Raw genomic sequence first — 11,994 nt, forward strand, 5'->3', positions numbered from 1 at the left:
TGTTTCTGATTTTCTAAACTCTCAACTTCAAGGAAATAAGTATGGCTTTTACAATTACTATTATGGGTTTATATTTTGCAATACTTGCTGGCTTGGGTATATACAAAGCCACAAAAATAAAAAACCAAACAGATTTTTCTGTTGCTGGTAGATCGCTCTCTCCGTGGATCCTTGTAGGAACTATGCTTGCGACTTGGGTGGGAACAGGATCGATTCTTGGAAATGCAGGAAAAGCTTATCAGACAGGGCTTGCGGCATTAATTCTACCCCTAGGTAGTATTTGTGGAATTATTTTATTAACACGCGTGGCTGGGAAAGTACGTAGTTACGAAAAGTTTACTGTTCCGGAGATTTTAGCAGATCGCTATGGCGAAACAGCGCGGTTATTGGGAGTATTTGCTTTGGTTTGCGCCTACATGGTAATCGTGAGTTACCAATACAACGCCGGTGGCGCCGTTTTATTTACAATACTAGAAGGCTCCTCATTTCAGATTAGTCTGAAAACCGCTACTTTTTTGGCCGCTACCTTCATCATAATATACACAATGTTGGCTGGTTTGGTAAGTGTTGCGTATACCGATGTTGGTAATGGTATTATCATGACCATTTCTCTGATGATTGCCTTTCCGTTTTTGTGGTATACCGCAGGAGGATGGAGCGGAATGGAAACTGCTTTTGCTGGCATGGGTAAATCTGGGCACATGGATTTTTGGGGAGTATACTCCAATATAGAGCTTGTCAACTTTTTGCTACCTCCTTTCCTATTGATACTAGGAGATGCGAATATGTACCAACGTTTTTTCGCTAGTAAAGATGCCGAAGGAGCCACAAAAGCAACATTTGCCTTGATTTTTTTCGTCGCCATAGTGGAAATACTCATCATTGCTTGTGCCTGGGTAGCATCAAGTCTTATTACCGAAGAAACCAAAGGTAAATACATTCTAATTACCATCGCACACAGCTTTCTGAACCACGGTTTCCTCATATCACTTCTTGGAGCACTCATGCTCACAACAATTATTGGTATTATTATATCAACAGCGGATTCCTATTTACTTGTTCCCGCAACAACAATCATGCGTGATGTGTACCAAACACATGTTGATCCCAATGCTGATGAAAAAACTGTCGTACTACTTAGTAGAGCCCTCGTTGTCGCTTTAGGACTCATTGCATTTGGTGTCTCCTACGCGTTCTCAAAATCGGAGACATTTTTCACCAAAGCGTTGTACGCCTATACGATATACGGAGCGGCCATCACTCCAGCACTTGTTGCAGCGTTATTCTGGGAAAAGGTAAGTAATATCGGAGCAATCACTTCTATCATCGCCGGTATTTTTATTACCATCATGTGGAGTGAATTAGGTAATATTTTTTCCAATTCTTTTACACAATCGGAATTTTATAAATCGACGGACGCTGTTTTACCAGCTATTTTTGCTTCGGTCAGTTGCCTAATCATCTTTAGTTTACTATTTCCAGATAAGGCGAAAAAATAAACTCCCCCTAACCATAAGCTCTGAAAGCAATATAAATAAAAGGTTTCAAAAAGAGAACACTACCAAGACAAACACCTGAAACAACTTAAGAAACCGCACTAGCCAAGGTGGTATATTTTTTAGACAATACAGACCGACTACAGTCCGAGACTTCGTTAAAATATAGCTTATATTTTTTTATAAAAACTTACGTCAGTTATTACAGCCTAGATAGTCGGTCTTCCTTTTTTTCGACTTAATTCTACGTACAAGCATCGCATTTGAAAAATTCTTGATTGGCGCGATACAATATAGTAGAATCTTTTTCCCTCAAGGGGTATTCACTTAAATTAATACAAATTCAAAAAGGTGGTAAAATATGATAATTATAGAAGGAATTATTGGCGCAGGAAAAACAACCTTAAGTAAACAACTGCAACAAAAAATTCCTAAAGCAAAAGTTTTTCGTGAGCCTGTAGGTGAAAACCCTTACCTAGGCAGGTTTTATGAAAGTCCTAAAAGATGGGCGTTGGAGATGCAAGTGGGACACGAAGTCTATGTTATTTGAGTTTTGCAAATTGCAAATAGTCTGGGTATAAGACTATCTCTGAGTACTAGGGCTTAAAAAAGTCCCAAGCAGTACTAAAGCTTTGAAACAACTACTACCAAATTGTAAAAAGCCAGAGAAGACTAATATGATGAACTAAAATGAATATCCGCAAGCTTCGTTACCAACCCCTCTCACTGGTAGTTGAAAAAGAGAGATCGCTTTAAAAAAAATCTTTTTGCGTAGATTTGTATATACCTAAAAAAAGCCGGAGTAAAGGATACATCTAAGTTAGTCGTTTCTCATGACATAGGAACGTGGTAAGCTCTAAATTTTTTTATAAAATAACTACTATCAATTTGAATGCATTGTGTTCATATTAATAGTATTTTTTTTTGCCAAAATTTAGAGTAAAAGAGTATGGAAAAAGCCAAAGATTTTTTGTAATGAAAAATATATGCTGACTTCCATAAACGGTAGATTACTTGAAAATCTATTTTGGGCGAATTGTAATCTTGAGGAGAGTTCGATGTGCACTACAAAAAAGAATAGCACAAACTTAAATCACAGAGCTATCTTAAAAAAATATCGCAAGATAGTAAAAAATTTGCAAAGTAGAATTTTTCGAGCCGCGCAATCGGGCAACCACCGTCAAAAGAAAAATTTACAAAAGCTACTCATGCGTAGCCAGAGTAACTTTGTACTTGCATTGGTAAAAAAAACCCGTAATTTTCATACACAACAATACCTTTGTAAAAAAACCAAACAACTGTTGCTACAACAAAAAAAGCATCTATTATCAGAGATGATGCATACATCATCCATCAATAGTGTGCCTCTGCACAAATCTTTAGAAAATATCCAGTCTCAAGGCAAAAATCATGCGATTGTTTTTGAACTGGATGCTTGCAAGTATTCTTTGAAAAAATACATCGTAAACTTTTTTTCGCATTTTCCGTACAAAAAAGACCTTTGTCGATTACTAGAACAACAAAGTAGTCAAAAAATGCTAAAGACTTTTGCGTACACAATTCATAACCAACTAAATAACCACACACACAGTGCCATTAAGTTTATATGTTATCAAGAAAAAATACTTGTACTCGCGAATAAAGAGAGTCAACTAAAGATTGCCTGCAAAACTTTGTACCCGCTTTTAGAAGAGTGTGGTCTTTTTGTGAAATCGCAACAGTATTCTGCATTGGAAAATGGTATTGAATTCTCGGGATTTGCCATTCGCAAGCGCAACGACAAGACGATTGTTGAACCTAGCGAATTTGAAATTCGAAAGCATAAAAATCATTTGCGAAAATTGTGGAAATGGGCACGTGGAAAAGAAGCGAGTGTTGTCATTGCGAAAATGAACGATACCATAAAAAAATGGTGTCATTACTTTCGCTATCAACGCAGCAATAAAACCTTTAAAAATCTACAAGCCTATCAACTAAAAAAACAGCAAAAATGGGCAACGGCAAGACATCCTATGAAAAGTAAGGCGTGGGTATTCGCCAAGTACTTTGGCGAAGGGTGGCGTTTTGCTGAAGAATCCATTGTCATGCTAAAACACACTGATTTTCGTATCTGAGATATTTAGCGTTTAATCTGCTTGAGCCGTGTATGGTGAAAGCCGCACGCACGGTTCTGAGGGGGGAAAGAAAAATCTGACCTACCCGATTATTTTTTAATGGCTCATCGTTTCAAAATGCACATAGATGCAGTTCAGGAAGAATGGAGCACTGGAGTTACTACTGTTTTCGATCGTAGTATTTACGGTGACCGTGCTTTTGCTGATGTGCTATATGGCTATGGTCATATAGACGAACTTGGTTTTGGTTCCTACATGCAACACCGCGAATGTATGGAACGACAACTACTTGTACCACAACAAGTCATATACCTTGATGTTTCTGTGGATACAGCAATAAACCGTATCCAAAAACGAGGTCGCGACTGTGAAAAGGGTATTACAAGAGATTACCTTGAACGTTTGTCAGAAGCATACGAAAAAATTATATCTGAGTTAGAAGGTAAGACCAATGTACAACGTTATCGTTGGGAAGATGGCTCAGACGTCGAGGATATAAAGATAGAAGGACTATTGGAATATGAAGAAATACGCTGCTAGTATTGAAATGTATATAGGACCAATGTTCAGCGGTAAAAGTACCTCGTTGCGCAACAAAATGGCAGAGCTGATGGACAATGCAAAGTTTGCAGAAGATGGTCCATCCTATTATCGCTTTACTCTAGAAAAAGTGGAAAGTCCAAAGCTATCTACATGGCAAACTCACGGCGGCGTAGAAATCGAAGGCGCTTTAATTAACTCGTTCAGTCAAATAAAATGTTACACAAAACACCTACTAATAGATGAAATCCAATTTGCTTTTTATCACTGTGAAGATGACAAAGAAACAGAAACAGAAATATTTAATGAAATTATAGAGGGAAAACACGTTTATTTAGCCGGTTTAAATTTGGATTGGAAAGACGTTCCTTTCCAAACGACAGGTTATTTTACATGTATCGCAGATAAGGTTAACATACTACAGTCACGATGTCATCGTTGTGGAAAACCAGCACAGTTTACCGAAAAAATTACTCAAAGCCAAAACCGTTTCGATGAAAAAGCTCAATATTTACCTATTTGTCGGAATTGTAGAGTACAAATAATTTCAGTAGAAAGTATGCAACAAACTAGCGTCTAGCACGGTTAGCTAAACAACTATGCGTTTTTCGTCAAACTTCCTCTTCGTCCATTATGTTGAGACTTGTATGACGAATCACAAATGCACAAGTTCTTTCTACATCTATAAATGGATAACTCATAAAATTCCTGCTTTGTAACAAAGCAGGAATTTTATTTTAACAAGGAGTTTTTATGAAGAAAAGATTTACATGGGTATTACTAGTGCTGATGCTTGCTTATATAGCAATTGTAGGAGTGAGTTGTATGTCTTCGCCTAAAAACATCGGTTTAGTAGATGGAAAACTACACCCATGTCCAAATAGTCCCAATTGCGTATCCAGCCAGAGCGAGCAAGCAGACAAAAAAATAGATCCTTTGAAATACAAGGGAGACTATTTAGTTGCGAAAAAAAAATTAAAAGATGTTTTGGCGAGTCTTCCACGGACCAAAGTAGTGAAAGAGGAAGAGAAGTATTTGCATGCAGAAGCTACGACGTTCTTTTTCCGTTTTGTCGATGATTGCGAATTTTTGATCGATGATGACAAAAAAGTCATTCATGTGAGGTCAGCATCGCGCGTGGGGCATTCTGATTTGGGAGTAAATCGTAAAAGAGTAGAAAGTATACGTGAAAAATTTCAAGCACAATAAAAAAAAGAGAAGACGAAAAAGGCGGTCGCCCTTTTCGTCTTCTCTTTTTATCATATAGAAAAAACATTCTGTATTCTCCTAGTCTGTCACTTTTTGACGCATTTTTTTCTTCTGAGATTTCATCTTTTTATTGCGCAAGATTCTTTCCTTTACCGCGCGAGGCATCTTCTTTTTCTTCCTTGCCTTTTTCACAATAAAGGCCTTCAACAAAATTTCGCGCAAGTGCTCAATACAGTATTCCAAATTTCGCTTTTGACTGCGGTACTGCGTTCCACAAACTTGCACATCTCCTGATTTTGTGACATAAGAAGCACACTTCTCCAAAATACGCGTTCGTATGTCTTCATCAAGTTCAAGGTTGGTACTCATCAACCATTTTAGCTGAACTTTGGTGTTGAGTTTATTGACATTTTGTCCCCCAGGTCCACCACAACGCGAGTGGGATATTTCAATTTCTTTCCAGGGAATTGTCAAACGACTATTCACAACAATATCTTTTTCAGACATTTGCTTTTCCTTTCTAAAGTTTGTTTACTTCCTCCTAAGAGTCAAAATAAAATTGGTCGTTATCGAACCATAATACGTATATTTACCCATAAAGGTTTGATATTTTTTAGTTAATGGCAAACCTATTTGATAAAAATATAATTGTCATCCCCGTAAAAACGGGGATCCAGCGCATAAATCCAATATAAAAATGCTAGATTCCCACTTTCGTGGGAATGACATATCACTGCTTTTGTTTTGGTGTAGCTTCATCTTTTTTCACTAGAGCTTTTACATCTTGCGGTTTTTGCTCTTCAGGTTTTAGCTGTGGCTTTTCAGAATAGAGATAGCCTTCTTTACGATAATATAGAGTAAAACCGATTAAAAGTCCAAGAGAAAAATGGTCATTACCTCCGTAGATACCTATGGAAGGAAACTGGAAGCTCATACCGCGTTCGTAATTTTGTACTCCCTTTCCTTGTAATCTCATAAAACCTAAATCAAGTACTTGGTGATTTGCCGAAGCGAATGCCCCACCTCCCCAAGGAATATTATTCGGTTTGCGATCAGAGACAAAGTGAGCATTACAACCAATGGTAAACGCTAAGAATACACAAAGTAGTAGTGATCGTTTCATAACAAAACCTCCTCTATTTTTTCTTAAATGCCGCGATAGCATTTTTTGTAAAGTCAGATAATACTAGTTTACCGCTTATTTCAGCGCGTTGTTCTAATAGTTCGTTCCAGTTTTCCGTTCCTTGCCATAGTACTTTTTTCAACTCGCGCATTGCTTCAGGGCTTTTTTGTGCAAGACTCTTTGCAAAATCATCGACTGCTTTGTCTAACTGAGAAATATCTTCATATGTGTCCACATATAGTCCCTTTTGCTTCGCCCACGCAGCGTCGCGCCAATCAGCATCTATTGACATCTCGCTAAATGCACTTGTACCCACTTTTCTTTCCACACCAGGACCAACGACAAATGGGCCAATACCAATGGCGAGCTCGCTCAGCTTGATGGACGCACCAGTTGTGGCCATAGCGTAATCGGCTGCGGCAATCACTCCCACACCGCCACCAACAGCTTTGCCTTGAACGCGTACAATGGTAAGTTTTGGGCAATTTTTCATCGCCAAAATAACCAAGGCAAAACCCATAAAGAAATGTTTTCCCGTATCGAAATCTTGAATAGCAACTAATTCATCAAACGAAGCTCCGGCACAAAAAGGTCCCTCACCATCGCTTTCAAGTACCACGACATGCACATCGTCATTTTTGGCAACTTCGTCAATCGCTGCGGCAATATTGCGCAGTAATTCACCGGGAAGTGAATTTTTTTTAGGATGAAAAAACTGAACACGTGCGACGTGATCTGCAATTTTTACATCTACTTTACCGCTCATAGGTGTCTCCTAACTTTCTTCGCGCCGTTCTACCAAGGTCAAAATAGTATAGACAGCAACCATTACTTCTTCTTGATTAAAAACTTCTACATCCCAATGAACAACGCCTTGCAGTTTTTGATCTTCTCTTTTTTCTTTTTCGGTTTTTTGTTTACACGTCAGTTTAACATATATTGTGTCCCCAGGATATACTGGTTCTATAAAACGCAAATTTTCCAAGCCATAATTTGCCAAAACGGGACCTGGGGCAGGATGAACAAATAAACCTGCTGCTGCGGAAAGAACGAAGTAACCATGAGCCACACGTTTTTCAAAAAAAGAATCCTTTGCGGCAATATCGTCCATATGCGCATAAAAATAGTCACCACTAATTCCCGCAAAGTTTACCACATCGGCTTCGGTAATGGTACGACGATGAGTGGTAAAAGATTCGCCAATTTCCAACTCGCCAAAATATTTCTGAAACGGATGAATGCGATCAGAAGTGCGCTTTGCACCACGTAGCCATTCATTGCATATTTTACTGAGCGTAGAAGGAGAACCTTGTATTGCTGTGCGTTGCATATAGTGCATCACACCGCGAATTCCGCCCATTTCCTCACCACCACCAGCGCGCCCTGGACCACCGTGTACAAGGTGCGGCAACGGAGAGCCATGGCCTGTGGACTCTTTCGCACACTCATCATTAATAATCACAAGTCTTCCGTGATACGGTGCGACGCCAAAAACGATATCTTTGGCAACATTGTCGTCAGCGGTAAACAACGATCCAACAAGACTTCCTTTTCCGAGGCGCGCTAATTGAACGGCATCATCACTCGTTTTGTAAGGAATGACTGTACTAACAGGACCAAAAGCCTCCACGTCGTGTACTGTTGTCTGCGCAAAACCATCTTTGCAATGCAGTAAAGTCGGAGGGAAAAAAGATCCCTTATCGCGGTCAGCTCCTTTTACCTCAAACTCACCACCTCCGTACACCAGTTCACAATCTTTTTGTAAAGTTGCGACGCGTTCAGCCACTTCCTCTACCTGAGCAGCTCCCGCCAGTGGCCCCATCTTAACACCCTCTACTTGTGGGTCACCAATGGTAATTTTGGCTAAGGATTCCTTTAAAGCGGAGATCACGGCGTCTGTTTGACTTTCAGGAACAATTACCCGACGAATCGCCGTACATTTTTGCCCTGCTTTCACGGTCATTTCTCGTGTAACTTCTTTGATAAACAGGCGAAATTCTGCATGATCAGGAGTGACATCTGGTCCTAAAATACAGCAGTTCAAAGAATCGGCTTCCATGTTAAAACGAATGGAATTCTCCATAATTTTTGGATGTGATTTTAACATCTGCCCTGTGGAGGCCGAACCAGTAAATGTGACCACATCTTGTTCCATCAGATGATCAAAAAGATCTCCCGTGCTACCGCATATTAGCTGCAATGCACCTTCTGGAAGTATTTTCGAGTCGATCATAACTTTTACCATGCGTTCTGTTAAATAGGCGGTTAGACTTGCTGGTTTCACAATTGCAGGCATACCAGCCAAAAAGTTTGCCGCGAGTTTTTCCAACATACCCCAGCATGGAAAGTTAAAGGCATTTATATGCAGCGCAAGCCCTTCCATCGGCACACAAATATGATGACCGACAAAAGTTCCCCCTTTAGAAACAACTTCCATGTCACCGTCTACATAAAATTTTTCATCAGGAAGTTCACGACGACCTTTACTCGCATAGGTAAAAAAAGTAGAAATTCCACCTTCAATATCGATCCACGAATCAGTGCGTGTTGCCCCTGTCGCATAAGATAATCCATAGAGCTCGTCCTTGCGTTCCATCAAGTATAACGCCATGCTCTTTAGCATTCTTCCGCGTTCATGAAAAGTCATGTTGCGCAAATGCTTTCCACCCGTGTTTCGCGCATAGTTAGCCATCGCGCCAAAATCTAATCCGTCGCTAGAAATTTCTGCTATTTTTTCACCAGTAACCGCGTTGAATAGGTCTTTAGCGTTTCCTTGACTACGATGCCACTTTCCTTCAGCGTAACTATCTAATCTCATATTTTTTCCTTTACACTGCCTTTTAAATATAATTTTATTATTATGCTATTTTATCCACTATCCGTCTATAAAATTTTAAGAGCCATGACATGAAAAACATAAACTACACCTTACGTAAAATACATTACTGGGGAGCAATTCTTGCCGCAATCCCTATTGTCATTGTCATTGTCACCGGTATCATGCTACAAGTAAAAAAACAGTGGGTATGGGTGCAACCCAAAACGATAAAAGGAGTTGCAAAGCAACCACAACTTTCGTTCGCGCAAATATTACAAGCCGCGACCAAAGCAGATAAGGGCATAAATAGTTGGAAAGACATTGATCGTCTAGACGTACGTCCAAACAAAGGAATCGTAAAAGTACGTGGAAAAAACAAATGGGAAATCCAAATCGATACACAAACGGGAGAAATACGACAAATTGCCTATCGTCGCTCTGACATGATAGAAAGTATACACGACGGATCTTTTTTTCACGATCACGCGAAACTATGGTTATTTTTGCCAAGTGCGATTGTTCTTTTGATTTTATGGATCACCGGGATATATTTATTCTTTTTACCTATATGGCGCAGAGCGAAAAAACGCCGACAGAAAAAATAACAATGTAATAAAGCTTCTTTCCAAAAGATTGAAAATAATAAATCAATTTGTCGAAAAACTTTGTATAATAAAGAGATACAAAATGTAATAGATTCAGAATATATATATGGAGTAAGTTATGAAACGTCATATTCTTTTAATTACTTACCTTACATGTTTAGCACTTGTTATTAGTTGTAGTGCCTCCAATGGTGGCGGTGGTGGAAACAATGGTAACAATGGCAATAATGGTGATGATGGTGAACTGGACACTAGTTTTGACAATGATGGTATTTTTATCTTCGATAGTCAAAACGCTCCCATCAACGACCGCTTTGCAGAAGGAAGAACCCTACAAGAATTTCAACAAATAAAAGACCAAAAGCGCAATAAACTCATCGATGAGATGCAACAAACAGGATTTAACCCTATACTACAAAAACGCATCAACAACTTACGCAACCAGTTCGATGACGAAGGATTTGCAATTGCTTTTGATAATGTCAACGATAAAATCGTCGTTGCGGGAACGTCAGAGGACAACAACAGTATCAATCTTGTTGTTATTCGTTTAGAAGATGATGGCGACCTTGATCAAACTTTTAATAATGGTGCCGCGGTTATATTTGAAAACGCCGGTGGAAACACAATCGCAGTAGAACTTGTGCAAATCAATGGCAATCAATCTGTCACCGTTTTTGGTAGCGTGGAAGATGTCAATACTAACGACGTCAATTTCGCTATTTTTAATGTAGATCAAAACGGTGCCAATCCGCAGGAGTTAGTAGAAAACACCATTGATAGTGATGCCGTAGCGGGAATCGCTCTTGACGCAGGCGGTAACGCTGTTGTCGCTTTCGACGATGATGCCGACAACGACGGCAACCAGGATGATATTGTCGTGGCGCGTTTTACTGCGGGAACGGTCAATGTCGACGTCACATTTAACAACAACACTGGTAGTACAGCCATACTAAACTCCGTTCCACAAAACATCGGAGTGAACGCTGCGGGAGATATATTTGTTTGTGGAACTCAGGGCACCAATGCGCTTATCGCCAAAATGGATAACGGAGGAGTCCTCGACGCAGGTTTCGACGGAGCAAATAACGGCAACGGCGCTGTTACTTTTACTCTAGGAGCCGCCGATAGTTTTCAAGCGATTAACTTCGATGGCAATGACCCTGTGGTATGTGGATTTACCACAAATGCGGGAATTACCACTGTCCTTGTTGCCAAATTCGATGACGGAGACGGCGACTTGGTAAATAACTTCGGAGCCAACAACGGCTCAGCTAATTTTGAAGTTGTTGTGGGTAGTGCAACAAATGTTGGTAATGCAATTTTTATCGATAACAACGATCTTTTTGTTGTTGGTTTTTCTGATGACGCAGGAACAAACCGCGGCTTTATCGCCTTACTAGATGACGACGGTGCCTTACAAGCTGGTTTTGGAGCAGGTGGTTTCTTCATTTCACAAGATATTGGTGGCGCAGGAAGTGCGGATGAATTCTTCGCAATCACTCAGGATTTAGATGACAACGATATACTCGCGATAGGAACAACAGGAATTGCGGGTCAAGACGATGATTTAGTTGTTGTCAAAGTTAGTAACTAAAATAACCTAACCAATCTCAAAAAAATAGCGACATGGCGAACAAAGCAATGTCGCTATTTTTATGTACACATGTAATTCACATCACACAAACCACAATACTACGCGAATGTTCACAACGACGATGTTCAAAAACAAAAATGCCTTGCCATGTTCCCAAACATAAACGGCCATCAACAATTGGTATGGTTTCAGACGTTCGCGTTAATACCATGCGAATATGACTCGGCATATCGTCGGCGCCTTCGTAAGTATGTGTGAAGTAGGGTAGGTTTTCGGGAACCAGTTTATCGAAAAAATTCTCCAAGTCAACACGTGCTGTAGGATCGGCATTTTCGTATATAATTAGGCTAGCACTTGTGTGTTGAATAAACACAGTGGCGACACCAGTATTTATGCCACTACGCGCAACAATATTTTGTACTTTATCTGTAATTTCGTATGTTTTTTTTCCCGAAGTATGAATGGTTAATTTTTCCACATGAGCCATATAAA

At 39.7% G+C, this 11,994-nt stretch carries 13 protein-coding genes; 8 read left to right on the forward strand and 5 right to left on the reverse strand.

Translation table 11 applies throughout. The features are described 5' to 3' along the window. Positions 1-41: 41 nt before the first annotated feature. The 6 genes from UABAM_RS30805 to UABAM_RS30830 all read left to right on the forward strand — a co-directional run bounded on the left by UABAM_RS30805 (position 42) and on the right by UABAM_RS30830 (position 5,359). On the forward strand, positions 42-1,499 hold the full coding sequence (locus UABAM_RS30805) for a sodium:solute symporter family protein (protein WP_151971826.1): 1,458 nt from the start codon (positions 42-44) through the stop codon (positions 1,497-1,499). A gap of 358 nt (positions 1,500-1,857) precedes the next feature. Beyond that, the gene (locus UABAM_RS30810; protein ID WP_151971827.1) at positions 1,858-2,046 is read left to right on the forward strand and encodes a deoxynucleoside kinase; all 189 of its coding nucleotides are present in this window, start codon (positions 1,858-1,860) and stop codon (positions 2,044-2,046) included. A gap of 508 nt (positions 2,047-2,554) precedes the next feature. After that, positions 2,555-3,610, forward strand: a complete 1,056-nt coding sequence (locus tag UABAM_RS30815; protein WP_173013669.1) for a reverse transcriptase N-terminal domain-containing protein — start codon at positions 2,555-2,557, stop codon at positions 3,608-3,610. A 99-nt stretch (positions 3,611-3,709) separates the two neighbouring features. Then, on the forward strand, positions 3,710-4,150 hold the full coding sequence (locus tag UABAM_RS30820) for a deoxynucleoside kinase (RefSeq protein WP_151971829.1): 441 nt from the start codon (positions 3,710-3,712) through the stop codon (positions 4,148-4,150). Next, positions 4,131-4,730 carry a hypothetical protein gene (locus UABAM_RS30825; RefSeq protein ID WP_151971830.1) on the forward strand — a complete coding sequence of 200 codons (600 nt, stop codon included), beginning with the start codon at positions 4,131-4,133 and terminating at the stop codon, positions 4,728-4,730. Before UABAM_RS30820 ends, UABAM_RS30825 begins: the two co-directional genes overlap by 20 nt. Before the next feature lie 173 nt (positions 4,731-4,903). Further along, complete coding sequence (locus tag UABAM_RS30830) at positions 4,904-5,359, forward strand: DUF1499 domain-containing protein (RefSeq protein ID WP_151971831.1); 456 nt, start codon at positions 4,904-4,906, stop codon at positions 5,357-5,359. A 78-nt stretch (positions 5,360-5,437) separates the two neighbouring features. On the opposite strand, the gene arfB is transcribed toward UABAM_RS30830, so the two are convergent. The 4 genes from arfB to paaZ all read right to left on the reverse strand — a co-directional run bounded on the left by arfB (position 5,438) and on the right by paaZ (position 9,300). Continuing rightward, complete coding sequence (arfB, locus tag UABAM_RS30835; protein ID WP_151971832.1) at positions 5,438-5,866, reverse strand: alternative ribosome rescue aminoacyl-tRNA hydrolase ArfB; 429 nt, start codon at positions 5,864-5,866, stop codon at positions 5,438-5,440. Between the two features lie 223 nt (positions 5,867-6,089). Next, positions 6,090-6,482, reverse strand: coding sequence for a hypothetical protein (locus UABAM_RS30840; RefSeq protein ID WP_151971833.1), 393 nt, complete (start codon positions 6,480-6,482; stop codon positions 6,090-6,092). Between the two features lie 13 nt (positions 6,483-6,495). Then, on the reverse strand, positions 6,496-7,248 hold the full coding sequence (locus UABAM_RS30845) for an enoyl-CoA hydratase/isomerase family protein (RefSeq protein ID WP_151971834.1): 753 nt from the start codon (positions 7,246-7,248) through the stop codon (positions 6,496-6,498). Positions 7,249-7,257: 9 nt separating this feature from the next. Beyond that, complete coding sequence (gene paaZ, locus UABAM_RS30850; protein ID WP_151971835.1) at positions 7,258-9,300, reverse strand: phenylacetic acid degradation bifunctional protein PaaZ; 2,043 nt, start codon at positions 9,298-9,300, stop codon at positions 7,258-7,260. 89 nt (positions 9,301-9,389) lie between these two features. On the opposite strand from paaZ, the gene UABAM_RS30855 reads away from it, so the two are divergent. Further along, positions 9,390-9,905: a PepSY domain-containing protein gene (locus tag UABAM_RS30855; RefSeq protein WP_151971836.1), complete on the forward strand. Its 516-nt coding sequence runs from the start codon at positions 9,390-9,392 to the stop codon at positions 9,903-9,905. A 118-nt stretch (positions 9,906-10,023) separates the two neighbouring features. Then, positions 10,024-11,502, forward strand: coding sequence for an NHL repeat-containing protein (locus tag UABAM_RS30860; RefSeq protein ID WP_151971837.1), 1,479 nt, complete (start codon positions 10,024-10,026; stop codon positions 11,500-11,502). A gap of 76 nt (positions 11,503-11,578) precedes the next feature. Here UABAM_RS30860 and UABAM_RS30865 read toward each other — a convergent pair whose 3' ends face one another. Next, positions 11,579-11,989 (reverse strand): secondary thiamine-phosphate synthase enzyme YjbQ, encoded by a 411-nt coding sequence (locus UABAM_RS30865; protein ID WP_151971838.1) that lies wholly within the window; start codon positions 11,987-11,989, stop codon positions 11,579-11,581. Between the last annotated feature and the right edge of the window lie 5 nt (positions 11,990-11,994).

The sequence above is a fragment of the Candidatus Uabimicrobium amorphum genome (genome assembly GCF_009002475.1).
Taxonomy (GTDB): Bacteria; Planctomycetota; Uabimicrobiia; order Uabimicrobiales; family Uabimicrobiaceae; genus Uabimicrobium; species Uabimicrobium amorphum.